Genomic DNA, 17,546 nt, shown 5'->3' on the forward strand with positions numbered 1-17,546 from the left:
CTAGATCAGGTGCATGCCGCCGTCGCGCTCGTTGTGACAACCGGTGTCTGCGTGGGGACGAGCGGCATCGCGGCTTAGGTCAACGGGGCGGGTCGGGCTGGATCATTCGGGGCCGCCCAACGTGCGCAGGAAGAACAGCCTCACGTCATCGTCGTAATAACGACGTGCCTTACCCATGGACGAATGAGTTTCGCCGGGCATCACCAGCAGTTCGAAGCGCTTGCCGGCCTTGATCAGCGCATCGATCATGCGCAGCGTGGTTGAAAACGGTGCGTTGACGTCGGCGGTGCCGTGCATCAATCGCAAGGTGCCGCGCAGATTGGCGGCGATCAGTATGTTGGAGCCGTCGCGATAACTGGCGGGCTGTTGGTTGGGGAGGCCGAGATAGGGCTCGTTGATGATCGCTTCTTCTTCGAATGCCCCGGGCGCGCCCGCATAGCCGGCTTTGAAAAAGTCCGGCGCAGTGAGCATGCCGCGCAGCGCGAAGTAGCCGCCCCAGGAATGGCCGACAATGCCAGCGCGATTCAAGTCCATGTAAGGCCGATGGATCGCGACCTGCTTTAAGGCGGCGACGTGATCAGGGATCTCGGTCTGGCCGATGCGGCCGTAGTTCGCATCCTGAAAGGCTTTGCCCCGACCGGGGGTGCCCCGCGCGTCTAGCACCACCGTCACGAAGCCCATCTGCGCCAGCGCTCCGGCAACGAGTGATTCCACCGAGCCGACCGAACTCCAAGGCACCGCCGTGGTGAATGGGCCGCCGTAAATGCAGTCGATCACGGCGTAGTGCTTCTTTGGATCGAAGTCGTGCGGCTTGTACAGCACGCCGTACAGACGGGTCGTGCCGTCGGCGGCCAGTGTGGTGAAAGGCTCCGGTGGTTGATAGTGAATGGCCGCGAGCGCGCTGGCATCGGCCTCCGCATAACGGAACGCGGTACTTCCATCGGTAGCTATCGCTTCCCACACGCGTGGCTGAGCAATGCTGGAGTGTCCATCCACGAAGTAGCGCCCGGACGGCGACGGAAACAGGCGATGCACGCCGGGTGCGGATGCCAGGCGCAACAGGCGGCTGTCGCTAAGCGAGACGCGGTAAGGAAAGCGCTCATAAGGCGTCTCGGGTTCGGCCGAGGCCTGGATCAGAAGGCTGTCGTGCCCGGGCGTTTCCGCCAGCACCTGATGCACCGGAAAGTCTCCTCGCGTGATCTGCCGCAGCAGCTTGCCGGTGTAGTCATACAGATAGGCGTGCCGCCAGCCGTCGCGTTCCGACATCCACACAAATCGCTTGCCGTCCGCGAGTGGAAGCAGCTGCTGCGTCCACCCTTCCAGGGCGAAGTCGAGTCCAGCGACAAAACTGTGTGGGCGTTCCTCGCGGAGCACCACGCGTGACTTGCCTTCGGCACTCACCGCGACAAGATCGAGCCGTTTGCCATCGCGCGACAGCTGGAGCACCAGCATTTCGCTGCCGTCTGGGCGCCAGGCCGCCATCCAGCTGTAGGTATCGACAGGGAACGTCATCGCCAGTCGCATGCTGCCGCTGGTGGGATCGGCCACATACAGTTCGCGGCGCGGTAACGGCGTGCCGGCTTTGGCGTACGGCACCATCGTCACCTTTTCCAGCGCATTGCCGGTATCGACGATCGGGATGGTGTGCACGTTGCGGTTGTCGATACGCCATACCGCAAGTTTCCGCCCATCCGGTGACCAGCCTTTACCGGGCAGCTCCCAGCCTTCGTCTCTTTTCGCCTCGCGGGCAAGGCGCACTTTGCCGTCGCGATCGATCAGGGCGAAGCCATCGCCACGCGGTATGGCGATGACGCGCGCATCAGGCGACCAGACGCTCTCGCGCGACAAGCCGAGGGCCATCGCATCGTTGGATGAGAGGGCTGCCAAGTGTCCATCGGCCAGGCCCAGCGCAACCACTTGGTTGCCGCTGCGGAAAACGATGCTTTGCTGGTCCGGCGCCAGTACAAAGAGTGGCTGCCTCGGCGGAGCATCCGCCTTGTCGGCGGGCTCGGCCAGTTGGCTTCGCAGTGTGTCGGGCATGGGGATGGGCGTGGATTTCCCGGTGCGCGCATTCACTATCACCCAGTTGCCATGGTGCGATCCCGTCGCAGCCCAGGTCACGAAGCGCTCGCCATCACGCAGCCACTGCGGCGGCAGCCAGGTATCGCGGATGCGTTCCGGATAATGAAAATACTCGTTGGCCGCATCCAGCTTGGCGCGCAATGCGGTGTCTGCCTGCAGGTTCCAGTCGCGGTCGCTCAGTCCGATATCGGCGGCACGGGCGAGTGGTGACAGCCACAGCGATATCGCCAGCAACACGCCGGCGTGGACACGGATATTCATGCGGTAAACCCGGTAGGCGGAGTGGGCGCGTGCGGTGGCCGCGGCGTAGCGTCATGCTAGGTGGCGGCATTGTGTATATCCAATATATCTTTGCGACTCCATCGATATGTATAAGGTCTCGATCATGGAGTTCCGGCAATTGCAGCTGTTTGTCGCGGTGGCCGAGGAACTGCACTTCGGCCGTGCCGCCGCACGCGTGCGCATGGCGCAACCGCCTTTCAGTCAACAGATCCGCAAGCTGGAAGAGGAGCTGGGAGCACGATTGCTCGCGCGCTCCAGTCGCCGCGTGGCGCTGACGCCGGCTGGCATGCAGTTGCTGGAGCACGCACGTGCGTTGCTCGTCAAGCGAGCCGAGGCAGTCACATCGGTGCAACGCGTCGCCGAAGGCGAGACGGGCATGCTGCGTATTGGCTTTGGTGCTTCGTCTGCGTTTGGCGTGTTGCCTGAGTTGATCCGTGGCTTCCGCGAAAAATATCCTGGCATTGCGCTGCGCATGGAGGATCGCGATTCGCTGGATATTGGCCACGCGCTGGCGAACGGCGAGCTTGATGTCGCCATTGTGCGCGCACCATTCCGCTATGCAGGCGTCGATACCGAGTCGTTGCGGCGCGAACGTTTCATGCTCGCTCTGCCGGAAGGGCATCCGATGGCGCAGCGTCGGCGCATCACCCTAGCCAGCCTGGCGAATGAACCGTTTGTCTTGTTTCCACGCGATACCGCGCCGGGGCTGCATGACACCATTGTGAGCATCTGCATCGAAGCGGGTTTCTCGCCCGCGGTGATGCACCAGGCCGTTTCCTGGCCGGCGGTGATCAGCCTGGTCAAGGCCGGCCTGGGCGTGACTATCGCGCCCGCTTCGGCGCAGGCGGTGCTGCCGGGCGGCGTGGTTTTCAGGAACCTGCCGGGTGTGACGATCCAGGCCGAACTATTACTGGCCCATGCGAGGCATGCGCGTTCGGTGGCGGCAGAACGTTTTCGCGCTGTCGCGCTGAGTTCCAGGTTGTAGTTCCAGGGTGGAGGGGAGCGTCCTGCCGGACCGGCTCAAAGTCACCGGCGACCTCAGCGTGCATGGCGTGACCCGGTCGGTCACGCTCGACGTGACCATCAACAAGGTCGGCACCAACCCACGGCTCCGCCTGCCGGCGGTGGGCTTCGAGGCGGCCGGTACCCTCAAGCGCTCCGACTTCGATCTCGGCAAGTTCGTGCCCCAAGTGAGCGACGAGATCACCCTGCACATCACTTGCCGGGCCAACGAAGCCAAGGGTTATGCCGCGTATCTGAAAGCGGATGCGAGAGAAGCAGCGGCAGCAGCCAGGAAGACAGCGAAGAAATAGCCGCGGCTTTCCTTGCAGTGATGTGCGGCGCCCGTCAAGCTAGAACACTTTTAGCCAAATGGGTGCGCCATGTCAGACCAGGAAACCATCATTCAGATCATGCCCGCCACCGGTTGGGTGGCCGTCTATGACGTGGACGGCGAAGAAAGCGCCGAGACCATCGTCTGCTTCGCGCTCGTCGAAAGCATTGAGGACGGTGTGAAGCGCCGCGACGTCCGTCCCATGAGCGTGGACGACAAAATCATCGACTTCGCCGATGAGGCCGAAAACTTCCTGCGTGTGGAAGAGCTTTCGGAGTTCGAGGAAGAAGACGAAGAGGATGAGGAAGAAGTTGGGGCGTAAATAGGGAAAGGCAGCGTCGTTTGCATTACGCTGGAAACGACGCTGCTCTTGCTGAGCAACACCTCGCAAGCGTTCCCCGCATACCGGAGCCTCGTCCGATGCTACCCAGCGAACCCTTGCGTTACCCAGATCACTATCCACCCACGAACCGATGGAAGAAGTTCTTCATCGGGGTGAGATGGCTTGGCCCCGACCTCTCATTCTTCGGGCATCTCCGGCAGCAACAGGCGAGCCGGACGGTGGAGCTGATGGGCATCTGGGGCGGCGGTGAACCCCGGTCGCTCGCGATTGCCGTAGGCGCGATTTTCTCGCGACATCTTCATTGGGCAAGCCCTTACTTCGTTCCCGATGACCCGCTGTCTGTGGTGGCGGGTGGCCCCAGGTTTGGAGCGATCGATAGCGACCTCGATGTCAGCGATGCACTTGGCGAGATCGAGGAAATGCTGGGCGTACCATTGGGTCCCGTGTTCTGGCGGGATGCTGCGGGGTGCACGATGGGCGAGTTAGTCGAGCGTCTGCTGCAAGCGGCTTCGCAGAAGCCGTAGCAAAGTTAGCGTTCAAACCTCCCCAAGCCACCTTCTCCGCACCAACCGATAAAGCGGCCGCGCCCCGCGCTTCAACGGCTTCTTGAGATTCCACGTCAGCCATTGCCGCTGGCGCAATGCATCGGTGCCGAGTGCCAGCGAGAGCGCGTTGGCGGATGGCATGTCGCGCCATAGCGTGTAGCGGCCCAGTACCAGGCAGCCATCCACGCGATGCGTACGGATGGTGGGTTCGGAGGTGAAGAGGTGGCGGATGCCGGCGCGAGCGGCGGCTTGCACCACGCTGCGCGAATAGAAACCGCCGGGGATGGAGGCGACGGTGATGGGCTCGCCGAGGATCTGTTGCAGGCGGTCCACACTCTCGCGCCATTCCCGGTCCAGTGCCGCTGTGTCGAGGCGCGAGATTTCCGCGGGGTGGGTGTGGGAGTGGCTGCCGATGACATGGCCTTCGGCGCGCAGCGCGCGCACGTCGTCAGCGCTGACGAAACCCGGCGTGCCGATGCGCGCGGTGGTGATCAGGAAATGGCCGGTCATCTGGCGCGCACTGAGTTCCACGCCGACGGATAGCGCGCTGACGCCGCCATCGTCGAAGGTGAGCAGGCAGCAGCGTGTGTCTGGCCATGGCGCGGCGTTGACGGGCACGAAACGCAGGCCGCTGTTGGCGAGCTCGCCCAGGTGCCGGAAGAACTCGCCGGTCTCTAGTTTGTAGTGCGCGGCGGCGGCGCCGGGAAAGCCGCTGTCGTCGTCGCGGCCTGGCGCAACGACGTCGTGGTACATCAGCGCGGCGATGTTCATGGCGCGGCCATTCGCGCGGCGGCGTGTTGCCAGTGCAGGTAGCGGGTGAACCAGGGCTGGCCCCAGCAGGCGCTGGCGCGATCGTGGGTGTCGAGCGGCTGCGCGCTGCCGTCGGCGATCTCGGCGAAGCGCGTGGCGAGGGCACCGAGGTTTTCCATCACCACGCGGTACTGAATCACCACGTGCGATTCGTTGAGCTCGTCGAAGGCATAACGGTAGTAGCCATAGACGGGACCGGTGTCGACCCCGGCATCGACTTTCAGCAAAGTCATGCCGACGCGATCCAGGTCGCGCTGCGCGAGTGCCCAGAAGCAGCCGTGCGCGTTGCGGTATTCCGGACAGATACCCGGATGCAGCACAAAGCAACCCACCTTTGGCAACGCAATCAGTTTCTTCTTGAGCAATTGCTTGCAGCGCGCCAGCACCAGATCGGGTTTGGCCTGGCGCAGGAAGGCAAGCACCTTAGTGTCGTTGACGTCGGTCGCGATGATCTGCGGTACGTCGGGCGTCGGGCCGTAACGCCGCCGCAAGATCGCCAATGCCTGCTTCAGCCAGGCGCGGTCGCGTCCCGCCAGCGCGATGTGCTGGTAGACGCGCATGGCGACCACGTCGACAAAACGCAGCAGGCCGACACGGCGCAATTCACGCCGCACACGCGCACGCCGCTGCGTGCGGGTTTCATCCAGCACCACTACGCCGACGAGTTCGGTGAAGGATGCCAGCCATGCGGCCAGCCCTTCGCGATCGAACGCATCTGCGGCATGGCAGATCAGCACACTGCGCATGATCGTTCCATCGCGAGACAGGGTGGCGGCTGAATCTCGAAATCGCGCCACTCCCCCGGGTTGCCGCGCTTGCCCGCCTCGGCGGCCTTGGCGATGTTGTACATCTCGCGCGCAGTGACGTAGTGCAGCATGTAGCGCTCGCCGTCGTTGTAGGCGCGTTCGAGATGGTCGTGCATCGCGTGCATGGCCGGACCCAGCAAGGTATCCATGTCGCGTTCCTGCGTGCCATGCGTATGCACTTTGACGAATACCCACTCCGGGCGGCCTTCGACATGGATGCCGGTGCGTACCCATGCATCCACGCGCGCTGGCGTAGGCGGGCAGGCGCGGCGCACATCGGCGTTCTCGATGCGCGGGATCAGGCCAAAGCGCCGCTCGCGCCAGTTCAGGCCAAGCGGGCCCTGGATAATCATCAGGTCACCGCTGGGCTGGCCACCGACGCGCACCGGCACACCATCGTCGTGCGAGCGCGGTTGGCCGGGCTTGTCGGCGGCGTAATAGATCGAGTTGACCCTGCGCGTCTGCGTGTCGCTGGGTGCGGAGGGCAGGGTGAAGTCGGCGTAGCAGCCGAGCTCGCGCAGCAGCACCAGCTCGTTGTTGATACCGCACCAGCGGCCGTCCGCGCGCGAGTTGCACAGGCTCCAGTTGCCGTGGATGAAGCCGAAGCGCAGTTGGCCGGTGCGTGGGTCGCGTGACAACGCGCCATGCTTCGCGTGCAGCAGCTGGTTGAAGCGCTGCAAGGTAGCGACGAAATTCTCGGCATAGTCATTGTCGTGGTGCAGGTGAATCTCGACCTCGCCATAGCCATCCGCGCATAGCGCCGACACTTTCTCCAGATGCTCCTCGAGGTATTCCTCCTCGGGATAGAAAAACGTGTGCTGCGGCGGGCAGCCATCGGCATCGCGATGCACCGCGGCCAGCGCGCGGTAGTCGTGGCACCAGCGGTCCACGCGCTGGCGCTGCGTGGCCAGATCCACGCGGCCCCAGGCCGGCTCAAAGTGATCGACAAAGCAAAACATCACATGCACCGGGCCGGCGACTTTCGGCGGCCGGCGCCGGCGCAGATAACTGCCCAGCCAGATCTGCATATGACGCGCGCGGATCGCCCAGGCAAGCAGGGCGCCGGCCGCGCATACCAGCAGCAGGAAGGCCAGGGCGAGATAGAGCATCACGACGAACCTCCCGCCGGCACCAGGGTCAGCAGCTGCTCGGCGTTGTTGCGCCACTGGCGCTCGCGCACGATGTAGTCGCGCGCGGCACGGCCAATGCGGCGGCGCTCGTCCTCGTGCGCCGCGAGGTCCAGCACGCGCTGTACGCACAGCGCAGTCTCGCCGCGCGGGAACAGCCAGCCGGTGCTGCCGTCCTCAATCACCTCGGCGACTGGCGCGTAATCCGGCGCCACCACCGCCACGCCCATCGCCATCAGCTCGAACAGCTTCATCGGCGAGCCGTACTGATTGGAATCGGGCAACACGGCGTAGTCCATGCAGGCGATCCAGCCGGCGATCTCGTCGTGCGGCACGCGGCCCGGCAGCAGCACGCGATCCGACAGGCCGCGCTGCGCCACCAGTTCGCGCACGGCCGGCAGGGTGCGGCCGTCACCGACAAAGACCAGGGCCAGCTCCGGTGCTTCGGACAGCCGTGCGGCGATCGCTTCGACAAAACCGTCCACGCCATGCCAGTGCGCGAATACGCCGATATGTCCGCACACCACGCGCCCTTCCAGTCCGCGCTCGGCGCGCAGGCGGGCGTGATCGAACTTGTCCGGATCGAAGCGAGAGAGATTCGCCGCGTTGGGCGAAATCACCGATGGCGCCAGTGCGCCATACGCCACCTCGGCGTGGTCGCGGAAATAGTTGGAGATAAACACCAGTCCCGTAGCGCGGCGAAGGCACCAGCTTTCGATGCGTCGCGCCAGTTTCTTCAGGCGCAACGGGCGCACGCGCTGCACCAGCGCGGAATCGTTGATCTCCAGCACCAGCGGTATGCCGTGCCGCCGAGCCAACCACACCGTGGCAAACAGGAACAGCGAATAGCGCTCGTAGATCAGTTGCGGCCGCAGGCGGCGGATCGCCGTGCTCAGGCGCAGCAGCGTCACCAGGTTGTAGCCGAGCTCAAGGACTTCAAACAGCACGCCGGGCAGCCGTGCGATAGCGCTGCCGATCCGGCCGCGTTTCGCGTTCACCTGCACTACCGGTTCGTGTTCCGGATCGGCGCCGGGAAAAGAAATCACCGTGACCTGATGGCCCAGCTCGCGCAGCGCATGCACGATGCCGCGAATGTGCACGCCCTCCACATGCCGGCCCTGCGTGCGGTGGTGATAGATGATGTTCATGGCATCACCGCGGGCAATACGCGGAATCGATAGCCCGCCGTCAGCCACTCCGGCAGCACCGTGCGCAAGGCGTTGGATGCCTTGTCGCTGTCGTCGTGCATCAGCACGATGTCGCCGGGCTGTGGCGGCATCGTGCGCAAGCGTGCCAGCAAGGCTTCTTCGGACGCTTCCTGATAATCCAGGCTGTCGTACGACCAATGCACCAGCAGGCGCCGATGGGTGGCGAAGTACCACAGCAACGATGGCGCCATATCACCGCGCGGCGGACGCATCGGGTGATGGCGCAGGCCGTCGAAGGGGTAGAGCAGCTCGTCGGTGTGATTAACCTCGTACAGCTTCTTTTCCAGCGACATCGGCCGGAACGAGTAGTGGCTGTACGAGTGATTGCCCAGCCGATGGCCCTCGGCCACGATGCGCTCGACTAGCGCGGGGTGGCGCTCCACCTTCTCGCCGATCAGAAAGAACGTGGCGTGCACCTGATGGGCGGCAAGCAGATCGAGCAGGCGCGGCGTGTGCGCCGGCTCGGGACCATCGTCGAAGGTGAGGTAGCGTGCTCCGCCCGTGCGCGGGCCGCGCACCATCACCAGCGACTCCGGCAGCAGACCCAGCAGCTGTTGTTTTTTCGGCCTCATGTTCATGCGGGCGCACCGATAGAAGCAGCGGCTGGCGTGATGGCCTGTTGCAGGATGCCGGCCAGCCGGTTGACGTTGTCTTCCCAGCGGAAAGTTGAGGCATGCGCGGTGATCGCGGCGCTGTCCCATGCGCGTTCACTCGCTTCCAGCAGGGCAGCGGACAAGGCGGCGCGGTCCTTCACCGGCACCAGGATGCCGGCCTGCGCTGGAACCACTTCTGGAATGCCGCCCACGCGTGTCGCTACCACGGGCGTGCCACAAGCCATCGCTTCCAGCACCACGTTGGGTACGCCTTCGTTGTGGCTGGGCAGGCACAGCAGGTCGGCGGCGCGGAACCAGTCGCCCAGCGCGTCGTGTTGAATCGCGCCCTTCAGTTCCACGCGCTCAGCACAGCCCAGCGCGGCAGCACGTTGCAGCAGTTCCGCGCGGCAGGGGCCGTCGCCGATGTAGAGCAGGCGCGCCAGCGGTTTCGCGGCGAGCAGGGCAGGGAAGGCTTCGAGCAGATCGATACAGCCCTTGCTGGCTTTCAGGTTGCCGACGTAGAGAAGCAGGGGCGCGTCTGCCGGAAGCTGCAGGCGTTGTCGCGCTTCATCGCGTGGGCCGGGCGCGAACAAGTGGTTGTCGACGCCGTTGTAGAGCACGTGGACATGCGCTGGATTCGCGCCGAGTGCTATCGCTTTCTCCGCCAATGCACGGCTCACCGCGACTACGCCGTTGGCGTGACGCAGTGCCGAGCGGATCTGCATCCGGCGCAGGGCGAAGGCCGCCTGTACGTTGATGTCGCTGCCGTGCAGTTTCATCACGTAGGGCACGCCCAGTTTGCGCGCGAGCCAACTGACGGCAACGGCGTCGGGGTAGGCCCAGCTGGCGAGCAGGCAGTCGTAGTGGGCGTTGCGAATCTTGCTGCCGCGCTGCCAGAGCAGGGAGAGTAGCCAGCAGATGGCGTGCAGACTGCGGCCGACCAGTGGTGGGTAGACGTAGATGAAGTGGTCGGTGTGGAGGTGGGCGATGTTTAGGTCGCTGCGCTGGTTGGATAGGCGCTCGCGGAAGTCGACGGCGGTGAGGGTGTGGACGTTATGGGTGCGGGCGAGGCGTTCGAATTGTTGGCGGTTGAAGGGGGCGCGGTTGGGGGCCCAGGGGGTGGGAAAGAGGTTGGTGAGGGCCAGGATTTTCATGGCGCCACCTGACTCGTCATTCCGGCGTAGGCCGGAATCCAGTGGTGTTGTCGCTCGGCTGTCGCGTTGTTGCGCACGGGTTCGCCTGCGGCGGGCTTTCGAACCGTTGCCGCGGTCCGAGTTACTTTTCTTTGCTTGCCCAACCCCCCGAGGGGGCCTAGAGAAAAGTAACCAAAAGAAAAGGCACCCCGGTTGCGCGCCCTCCGGCTTCGCCTGCGGGTCCGTGAGGGTTGGCCGGGCTTTTCGACAGGACATCCATGTCCTGTCGAAAAGGCATCGACGTCCTGTCGATGCCCCCTTCGGGGCCTGATCGTCCAACCCTCACCGCTCCACAGGGGACCCGTTACGGGCTCGCTTGCGCATCGCCCAACACGAGCAATAGCGACCGCTCCCTCTCCCCTCCGGGGAGAGGGTTGGGGTGAGGGGTGGGTGCTCGGGATCGCGTTGCTACTTCGCGGGCTTTGGTAAGCACCCACGAATTCGAGCGTCGCCGCATTGGTCAGCCACCTACCCATGCTGCCCCCTTGCCACGCCGCCTTCATAAAGCTGCGCATAGCGCTTCGCCATCGCTTCGAGCGAGCCATGCTGTTCTACCCACGCGCGTGCGGCGTGTCCCCAGGCGGTGGCTTGGCCCAGTTCGTGGAGCATGCCGAGGATGGCGTCGGCGAGGGCTTGGGAATCGTTGGGGGGGATGATGCGGCCGGTGCGGCCGTCGTGGACGATTTCGGCGTTGCCGCCGACGTCGGTGGCGATGATGGGAAGGGCGACGGCACAGGCTTCGAGCAGCGCCATGGAGTAGCCCTCGGTGATGGAGGAGAGCACGAACAGGTCGAGGCCTTGCAGCAGGTCGTGGACGTCGTTGCGGTCGCCGAGGAAGTAGACGCTGTCGGCGACGCCTTCGTCGTGGGCGCATTGCTGGAGTTCGGCGCGCAGTTCGCCGTCGCCGATCAGCACCAGGGCGGTGTCGGGGCGTTGGGCGTGGACGTGGCGGAAGGCGCGGATCAGGCCGCTCTGGTCTTTGGTCCAGTTGAGGCGGCCGACGTTGCCGATCAGGCGGCGCTGCGGCGGCAGGCTGAGGGCTTGCAGCAGGCGGTGGCGCATGTCGTCGGTGGCGGGCTGGAAATGGTCGACGCGGATGCCGTTGGGGACCACGCGGGTTTTTTCGCGCGGCAGGATGCCGCGTGCGATGGCGTCGCGTCGCGAGGCTTCGCAGACAGCGACGACCGTGTCGGTGCCGGCGAGTGCGCGGCGATACAGCCATTCGCGCCGGCCGGTGTGGCGATTGCCACCCATGCCGTGGCGAGTGTTGAGTATGTGCTTAATACGCAGGCCGACGCTGGCCAGCACCGCCTGGTAATGCGCCACCGCGTTGTGGGTGTGCAGTACGTCGGTGCGGTGATGGCGGATGCAGTGACGCAGACGCAGCAGTACGCGCAGATCGAGACCATCGCGCTTGCCGCAGGCGATCACCGGAATACCCAGCGCCTGCAGCTCGCCGGCCTGCGCGCCGGCATCGAACAGACACACCACCTGGCAGCAATGACCCTGGCGCTGTTGCAGCTTGGCCAGCTCCAGCACCATGCGCTCGAGGCCGCCGCGGTCCAGGTTCTCGACCACATGGGTAATGTTCATGACGGCAGCTCGGAGACGGTGACGCGCAATTTGCCGCTTGGCGTCAGTGGAATGTCGTCGACGAAATGGCAATGCAACTCCATCCGCCCACCCAGCACCTTGCCGGCTTCGCGGCGGATATACGCCAGCGAGTCGTCGTTGAAGGCGCGGCCGCGCACGATGGAAAGATCAAGACTCTCTAGACGCCGCTGCACCAGCTGAAAGCGCTCGATACCGGCGACATCCTTCAGCATGTGCGGGAAAAACTCGCCCGGCAGGTAATGCCCATCCGGTGTGCGGATGGCATCGAGCACGCGCCCGTCCACCCGCTTCAGCAGCGGCAGGCCACGACCGCAATCGCAGTTATGCGCAGCCGCGGTCGCCATATCGCCATTGAGATAGCGCAGCAATGGCATGCCGTAGTTGAACAGATCAGTCAGCACCACCTCGCCCGCCCGCGTGCTGCCAGCATCCGGCTTGAGCAATTCCACCACCAGATGATCCGCATTGATATGCAGCCCCTGCCGATGCTCACACTCCGCCGCTATCAACATCACCTCGCGGCAGCCATACGTGTTGTACGCCGGACAACCGAACGCCTGTTCCACGATGCGCCGCTGAAACTCATGCAACGCCTCCGCGCCGCCAATGATCGCGCGCGGCCGATGGATCTTCCGCCCACTATCAATCAACCACTGCGCCAACCGCACCAGCGGCCCGACATAAGCCACGATGATTTCCGGCCGATAACGATCAATGGCATCCGCATACTCCGCCATATTCGTATCAGTCATATGGAAACTGTTGAGCACCCGCCGCGCAAAAGCCGCGTTAAACACCCGCTCCTTCCACTGATGCACCCGCGTCGGCTCCCCCACCGCTCCGCCCCACAAATACAACGTGCGCCGCCCCATCCGCGAACCGGCCCACTCATAACCCCGCCACATCACCGCCGTGCGGCGGTCATTGCTTTCGCGGGTATAGCCGAATCGCACGGGTTCGCCGGTGGAGCCGCCAGTGGCTTTGTATAGAAGACGATCGCGCCAGGACTGCGCTTTCAATGCGTCGAAGTGATTGCGGATATCCGCCTTCGTCAGCACTGGTAAGCGCGTGTAGTCATCAAGGCTGCGGATATCGGCGGCGGTGACGCCGAGCTCGCGCCAAAGATTGCGGTAGAAGGGGACCTCGCGCTCACAGTGTTCGAGGAGCCGCTTGAGACGTTGCCATTGCAGCGCGGCGATTTCATCTGACGACAACCACTGATCGTGTTGATAGTCGGCGAGATAGGCGAGTGTGTGACGACGGCGGAGACCGCTTTCATAAGCGGGATAGAGCACGCGCTGGAAGGCTGTCTCGTACCAGCCGCTCATGGCGTGATACTCCGTGCAAAACCATCCAAGCTACGTAGCTGCGCTGTCTCGAGCACCCACACCCCACCCCGGCCCTCCCCTGCAAGCAGGGGAGGGAGCAGTTGCTCATCTAGGCGATGCGAAGCGAGCCAGTAACCGGGTCCCCTATGGAGCGGTGAGGGTTGGACGATCAGGCCCCGAAGGGGGCGGCGGCATGGATGCCGACGCCTTTTCGACAGGACAGGGATGTCCTGTCGAAAAGCCCGGCCAAGCCTCACGGACCCGCAGGCGAAGCCGGAGGGCGCGGAAGAGGGGTGCCTTTTCTTTTGGTTACTTTTCTCTAGGCCCCCTCGGGGGGTTGGGCAAGCAAAGAAAAGTGACTCGGCCTCCGGCAGGAGGACGAAAGCCCGCCGCAGGCGGACCAGAGCACGCAGACGCGACAACCCAGCGACAACACCACTGGATGATTCGCTTCGCTCACCCCTCCGGGGCCGCCCTACGGGCGTTCTTCGCGCTACGCGCTCGTCCTGCCTACACAGGGATGACGACTCTGTAGCGTGGATGCGAATCATCACTTCGCCGTCCTCAACAAAATCGCCGCCAACACATACAACACCGTAATACTCCCCATAGAGGCCGGCACCCACCTCCACCACCCTTCCGCCAAACTGAAAGCCGGCAACGCAGCCTCCCGCTGCCGCGCCCCCACGTAATACCCAGTCACCATCGCCGCAATCAGATAAAGCACGATCATGTAACTGCGGCTAAGGAAAAACGCCGCAGCAAACAAACCGCACAAAGACAGCAGCAAGGTAAGCGCCATACGCTTTTCGGTTTGGGTTTCCACAGTGGACACGGGCGGTTGATAACGCAGCACACCCAGCATCATCCAGAAGCTGTAACCCACGAAAGCTAGCCAAAGGAAGTAGCCGACAAAGCCAGTCTCGGCCAGCACCAGCACAAAGGAGTTGTGCGCCGTAAGTTCGTTGTACTCGGTGAAATTGCCCGCGCCCACGCCAAACACCGGGTTGGACAGGAACATGTGCAGACCCTCGTACCAGGCCTCGACGCGGCCATTGGCGGATTCCTCGCCGGCATCGAGTTCCTGCATGCGCGACGACAGGAACTGCATGGCGACCAGGCCGACCGCACCAAGGCTGGCGGCGGTGAACAGACCACGGCGATACCACACATAACCCCCAGCGACGATCAGCACCGCCAGCAGCGCGCCGCGCGAGTTGGTCAGGTACACGCCGTACAACAGCAGCGCCGCGCCGGCATACCACAGCAGCTTGCCGATGAAGTGGCTGCGGTTGGCCAGGAAGCAGGCCATGGGCAGAGTCGCCACGAACAGCAGACCGAGGTCGTTGGGGTCGTTGAAGATGCCGACGTATTGGATGCGCCCTTCATCGCCCAGCGGTATGCCGGTCCAGCCCACGCCGGTCTGCACCTGGCCTATGCCATGCAGCGCGAGCAACACCGCGCACAGCACGAATACTTTCATCGCGGTCACCACATGGCGCTGAGTAGTGCAGCCGGCGGCGAACACAAAGAAGGCGATCACGGCAGGACCGAAGCGTTCGAGCTCGTCCAGCGCACCGCCGCTCCAGCCGTTGGTCACCTGCGAAATCATCAGGGTGACCAGGAACGCGGGCAGCAGCAGGAACTGCGGGGCGGCAAAGGTCTTGGCGCTGGAGAACAGCCAGCTAAGGAACGCCAGCCCCAGCACCGCGGGTAGCAGCGGCACGCCGGTCAGCGCCGGGATGTAGTCCTGCGGGCGCACGATGGTGAGCACCACATAGAGCAGGATCAGCGGGAACATGTGGGCGCCTCGTCGATCGAGTGCGTGCGGTGGACGGTGGGATAGCTCATCAGGTGCGGCATGGTCAGCATCGCGGCGAACCAGCCCAGGCCCATATTGCGTTCCACCGGCAGACGGTTGAGCGCGTAGCGGTTGCTCTCGGGGTGCGGGTTGGTGCCGGAGATATACGCGCAGGCCAGCTCGTAGCCGGCGGCGCGCGTGGTTTCGATCACCCGGGCATTGAAGGCGCGGTCGCCGCCCACCGGGTAGGACATCAGCATCGGCGACGGGCCCAACTCGCGGTCGAGCGTGGCTTTCGAGTGGCGCACTTCATAGGCCAGCTCGGACGGCGGCAGCTTGGACAGCATGCGGTGGTGCACGCCATGCGAACCGATCTCGAAACCCGCCGCATGCATCTCGCGCACCTGCGCCCAGCTCATCGGCAGGCAGTCGGCCGGCGCGGTGCCGGAGGGCATCTGCCACTCGTCTTCCAGCCGTGCGATCAGCGCCGACTGCGCGATGGCGTCCAGTTCCTTCATATACGTCAGCACGCTGCCGGCCAACGCGCGGCGTTCCGTGCGCGACGCCGGCAGCGGCATGTCGATGCCTAGCTCCGGCAGCCGTAGCCGTTCGGCGCGGGTGCGCAGGATCATGTGCACCACCCAGTCGTAGGCATACGGGCGGCCGCTGTCGATATGACCGGTGGAGACAAAGAACGTGGCCGGCACGCCGAGCTCGCGCAGGATCGGAAAGGCGATGCGGTAGTTGTCGATGTAGCCGTCGTCGAAAGTCACCACCACCGTGTCGGCGGGTACTTCCTTGCCGGCGTTGATCAGTGCAGCGACATCGCTGAGCCGCATCGGCAGGTAGTGCTGCTTGAGCCACTGCATCTGCTGGCGGAATTGCTGCGGTGTGGCGCTGATCAGTTCCAGGTCGAAATCGAAATGCTCGGGGTCGGGCAGCTCCATCACGCGGTGGTAAGCCAGGATGCGCAGATCCTTGCGCCACCACGAGCGCATCCGCTGCAGCGAATGCAGCAGGCCGCTGCTGTAGCACAGCTCGCCCAGCCGCCCACGCAGGCCGGCCGGACGTCCACTGTCTTGCGCCTGGATCATCACCATAAATGCAGCCCCCGGTTGCGGGCGAAGGCGATCAGTGCCTGCGCGGCGAAAAGGTTGAGGTAATAGAACGCCATCGCCAGGCGCACCGGCAGCCAGCGGCCCAGCATCGGCAGCAGGCGGCCGGCGATCACCAGCAAGGCGCCGGCGATCAATGCGGCCAGCGTCAGCGCGCACACCAGATGGCGCGTCACCAACAGCGCGGAGGTCGCGGCCAGACCCAGCAACAGCCACGGCGCCAGCAGGCGCAGTAGCTTGTGGCTGACAAAACGGAACCACAGCGGATTGCGCCACGGCGACAACAGCCAGGGCGCCAGCTGGATCAGCTGGCAATTGCCGGCGAGCGTGCGGATCTTGCGGCGGCGCTCTTCCATCGGCTGCTGCGACAGCCGGTCCCACGCCAGCGCGCGCGGCTCGAACACCACACGGCGGCCGCTCGACACCACATGCATCGGGATCAGCACATCGTCCAGCACTGTGCCGTGCGGAATCGGCCAGTACAGTTCGCGCCGCAGTGCGTACAGCGCGCCGCTCACGCCGACGGTGGAGCCGGACTGGCTTTCGGCGTAGCGGATCAGTTTCTCGTAGCGCCAGTACGCATCCACCCCGTGCGCGAAACCGGTCCGCGCATCCGCCAGCAGCAATTCGCCGCTGACCGCGCCGACGTTGGGATCGCCGAGGTTGGCGACCAGTTCGCGCAAGGCGATTGGGGCCAACTTCTGGCGCACGTCGGTGAACAGCAGCACCTCACCTTGCGCGCTGGCGATGGCGTCGTTGAGGCAGGCCGCTTTGCCGCGGCGCGCAACGTATTTCAGTACGCGTACGCGCGGGTCGCCGAAGCGTTCGGCGAGGCGCGCGGTGGCGTCGCGGCAGCCGTCGCAGGCGATGATGATTTCGATGCGGTCGCGCGGGTAGGCGAGGGTGCCGAGGTTAGCGAGTTTGGCCTGGATGTAGTGAGCGCCGTCGTGGACGGCGATGACGATGGAGACGGTGGGGGTGATGGGTTGTTTGTTGATGGGTTGTGGGCGCAGGCGGGCCTGGAGCCAGATCCATGCGGGGTAGCCGATGAAGACGTGGAGGAGGAGGAGGGTGCAGGTCCAGTAGGTGGCGTAGGCGAGGGTGCTCATGGGCTGCACCTCTCTGTTTTGCTCCCTCTCCCCTTGGGGGAGAGGGGAGGGGTGAGGGGTGGGTGCTCGCGACATCCTTTCCTACTCGTCATCCCTGCGTAGGCAGGATGAGCGCGTAGCGCGAAGAACGCCCGTAGGGCGGCCCCGGAGGGGTGAGCAAAGCGAATCATCCAGTAGTGAAGCGCTTCGATGTTCGCGTTGTTGCAACCGGGTTCGCCTGCGGCGAGCTTTCGTCCTCCTGCCGGAGGCCGAGTCAC

Annotated in this window: 16 protein-coding genes; 4 read left to right on the forward strand and 12 right to left on the reverse strand. The window is 64.5% G+C overall.

Going from position 1 to position 17,546, the window contains the following annotated elements; genetic code table 11:
* Positions 1 to 102 precede the first annotated feature (102 nt).
* Complete coding sequence (locus tag BM338_RS17045) at positions 103 to 2,343, reverse strand: S9 family peptidase (protein WP_090452945.1); 2,241 nt, start codon at positions 2,341 to 2,343, stop codon at positions 103 to 105.
* A gap of 106 nt (positions 2,344 to 2,449) precedes the next feature.
* Between BM338_RS17045 and BM338_RS17050 the strand changes: the two genes are divergently transcribed.
* The 4 genes from BM338_RS17050 (at position 2,450) to BM338_RS17065 (ending at position 4,564) form a co-directional block, all read left to right on the forward strand.
* Positions 2,450 to 3,349 carry a LysR family transcriptional regulator gene (locus BM338_RS17050; protein WP_218156375.1) on the forward strand — a complete coding sequence of 300 codons (900 nt, stop codon included), beginning with the start codon at positions 2,450 to 2,452 and terminating at the stop codon, positions 3,347 to 3,349.
* 7 nt (positions 3,350 to 3,356) lie between these two features.
* Positions 3,357 to 3,677 (forward strand): YceI family protein, encoded by a 321-nt coding sequence (locus tag BM338_RS17055; protein WP_090452947.1) that lies wholly within the window; start codon positions 3,357 to 3,359, stop codon positions 3,675 to 3,677.
* A gap of 69 nt (positions 3,678 to 3,746) precedes the next feature.
* Entirely contained in the window at positions 3,747 to 4,019 is a 273-nt protein-coding gene (locus tag BM338_RS17060) for a hypothetical protein (protein ID WP_090452949.1), read from the forward strand.
* 98 nt (positions 4,020 to 4,117) lie between these two features.
* Entirely contained in the window at positions 4,118 to 4,564 is a 447-nt protein-coding gene (locus tag BM338_RS17065; protein ID WP_090452952.1) for a hypothetical protein, read from the forward strand.
* Positions 4,565 to 4,576: 12 nt separating this feature from the next.
* Here the strand turns inward: BM338_RS17065 and BM338_RS17070 are convergent, their stop codons facing one another.
* The 11 genes from BM338_RS17070 to BM338_RS17120 all read right to left on the reverse strand — a co-directional run bounded on the left by BM338_RS17070 (position 4,577) and on the right by BM338_RS17120 (position 17,289).
* A complete protein-coding gene (locus tag BM338_RS17070; RefSeq protein ID WP_090452954.1) occupies positions 4,577 to 5,356 on the reverse strand; it encodes a polysaccharide deacetylase family protein in 780 nt (259 codons plus the stop codon).
* A complete protein-coding gene (locus tag BM338_RS17075) occupies positions 5,353 to 6,141 on the reverse strand; it encodes a formyltransferase family protein (RefSeq protein WP_090452956.1) in 789 nt (262 codons plus the stop codon). The genes BM338_RS17070 and BM338_RS17075 overlap by 4 nt, the downstream gene beginning before the upstream one ends.
* A complete protein-coding gene (locus BM338_RS17080; protein WP_090452970.1) occupies positions 6,126 to 7,310 on the reverse strand; it encodes a hypothetical protein in 1,185 nt (394 codons plus the stop codon). Before BM338_RS17080 ends, BM338_RS17075 begins: the two co-directional genes overlap by 16 nt.
* Positions 7,310 to 8,476: a glycosyltransferase family 4 protein gene (locus tag BM338_RS17085; RefSeq protein WP_090452973.1), complete on the reverse strand. Its 1,167-nt coding sequence runs from the start codon at positions 8,474 to 8,476 to the stop codon at positions 7,310 to 7,312. The genes BM338_RS17080 and BM338_RS17085 overlap by 1 nt, the downstream gene beginning before the upstream one ends.
* Positions 8,473 to 9,114, reverse strand: a complete 642-nt coding sequence (locus BM338_RS17090; RefSeq protein ID WP_090452975.1) for a polysaccharide deacetylase family protein — start codon at positions 9,112 to 9,114, stop codon at positions 8,473 to 8,475. The genes BM338_RS17085 and BM338_RS17090 overlap by 4 nt, the downstream gene beginning before the upstream one ends.
* The gene (locus BM338_RS17095; protein WP_090452977.1) at positions 9,111 to 10,283 is read right to left on the reverse strand and encodes a glycosyltransferase family 4 protein; all 1,173 of its coding nucleotides are present in this window, start codon (positions 10,281 to 10,283) and stop codon (positions 9,111 to 9,113) included. The genes BM338_RS17090 and BM338_RS17095 overlap by 4 nt, the downstream gene beginning before the upstream one ends.
* Positions 10,284 to 10,790: 507 nt before the next feature.
* A complete protein-coding gene (locus tag BM338_RS17100; protein WP_090452979.1) occupies positions 10,791 to 11,915 on the reverse strand; it encodes a glycosyltransferase in 1,125 nt (374 codons plus the stop codon).
* Positions 11,912 to 13,264: a phenylacetate--CoA ligase family protein gene (locus BM338_RS17105; RefSeq protein ID WP_090452981.1), complete on the reverse strand. Its 1,353-nt coding sequence runs from the start codon at positions 13,262 to 13,264 to the stop codon at positions 11,912 to 11,914. The genes BM338_RS17100 and BM338_RS17105 overlap by 4 nt, the downstream gene beginning before the upstream one ends.
* A 550-nt stretch (positions 13,265 to 13,814) precedes the next feature.
* Positions 13,815 to 15,065, reverse strand: coding sequence for an O-antigen ligase family protein (locus BM338_RS17110; RefSeq protein ID WP_090452983.1), 1,251 nt, complete (start codon positions 15,063 to 15,065; stop codon positions 13,815 to 13,817).
* Positions 15,053 to 16,165: a polysaccharide deacetylase family protein gene (locus BM338_RS17115; RefSeq protein ID WP_255367350.1), complete on the reverse strand. Its 1,113-nt coding sequence runs from the start codon at positions 16,163 to 16,165 to the stop codon at positions 15,053 to 15,055. Before BM338_RS17115 ends, BM338_RS17110 begins: the two co-directional genes overlap by 13 nt.
* Positions 16,159 to 17,289, reverse strand: a complete 1,131-nt coding sequence (locus BM338_RS17120) for a glycosyltransferase family 2 protein (RefSeq protein WP_090452985.1) — start codon at positions 17,287 to 17,289, stop codon at positions 16,159 to 16,161. The genes BM338_RS17115 and BM338_RS17120 overlap by 7 nt, the downstream gene beginning before the upstream one ends.
* Positions 17,290 to 17,546: the final 257 nt, after the last annotated feature.

Origin of the sequence: Dyella sp. OK004 (assembly GCF_900114495.1) — a bacterium.
In the GTDB taxonomy this organism is placed as follows: domain Bacteria; phylum Pseudomonadota; class Gammaproteobacteria; order Xanthomonadales; family Rhodanobacteraceae; genus Dyella_D.

What these genes read in the sequence shown, in the direction of transcription:
- BM338_RS17045 (WP_090452945.1), bottom strand. Translation starts at nt 2,343, where the DNA reads ATGAATATCCGTGTCCACGCCGGCGTGTTGCTGGCGATATCGCTGTGG.
- BM338_RS17050 (WP_218156375.1), top strand. Translation starts at nt 2,450, where the DNA reads ATGTATAAGGTCTCGATCATGGAGTTCCGGCAATTGCAGCTGTTTGTC.
- BM338_RS17060 (WP_090452949.1), top strand. Translation starts at nt 3,747, where the DNA reads ATGTCAGACCAGGAAACCATCATTCAGATCATGCCCGCCACCGGTTGG.
- BM338_RS17065 (WP_090452952.1), top strand. Translation starts at nt 4,118, where the DNA reads ATGCTACCCAGCGAACCCTTGCGTTACCCAGATCACTATCCACCCACG.
- BM338_RS17070 (WP_090452954.1), bottom strand. Translation starts at nt 5,356, where the DNA reads ATGAACATCGCCGCGCTGATGTACCACGACGTCGTTGCGCCAGGCCGC.
- BM338_RS17075 (WP_090452956.1), bottom strand. Translation starts at nt 6,141, where the DNA reads ATGCGCAGTGTGCTGATCTGCCATGCCGCAGATGCGTTCGATCGCGAA.
- BM338_RS17080 (WP_090452970.1), bottom strand. Translation starts at nt 7,310, where the DNA reads ATGCTCTATCTCGCCCTGGCCTTCCTGCTGCTGGTATGCGCGGCCGGC.
- BM338_RS17085 (WP_090452973.1), bottom strand. Translation starts at nt 8,476, where the DNA reads ATGAACATCATCTATCACCACCGCACGCAGGGCCGGCATGTGGAGGGC.
- BM338_RS17090 (WP_090452975.1), bottom strand. Translation starts at nt 9,114, where the DNA reads ATGAACATGAGGCCGAAAAAACAACAGCTGCTGGGTCTGCTGCCGGAG.
- BM338_RS17095 (WP_090452977.1), bottom strand. Translation starts at nt 10,283, where the DNA reads ATGAAAATCCTGGCCCTCACCAACCTCTTTCCCACCCCCTGGGCCCCC.
- BM338_RS17100 (WP_090452979.1), bottom strand. Translation starts at nt 11,915, where the DNA reads ATGAACATTACCCATGTGGTCGAGAACCTGGACCGCGGCGGCCTCGAG.
- BM338_RS17105 (WP_090452981.1), bottom strand. Translation starts at nt 13,264, where the DNA reads ATGAGCGGCTGGTACGAGACAGCCTTCCAGCGCGTGCTCTATCCCGCT.
- BM338_RS17110 (WP_090452983.1), bottom strand. Translation starts at nt 15,065, where the DNA reads ATGTTCCCGCTGATCCTGCTCTATGTGGTGCTCACCATCGTGCGCCCG.
- BM338_RS17115 (WP_255367350.1), bottom strand. Translation starts at nt 16,165, where the DNA reads ATGGTGATGATCCAGGCGCAAGACAGTGGACGTCCGGCCGGCCTGCGT.
- BM338_RS17120 (WP_090452985.1), bottom strand. Translation starts at nt 17,289, where the DNA reads ATGAGCACCCTCGCCTACGCCACCTACTGGACCTGCACCCTCCTCCTC.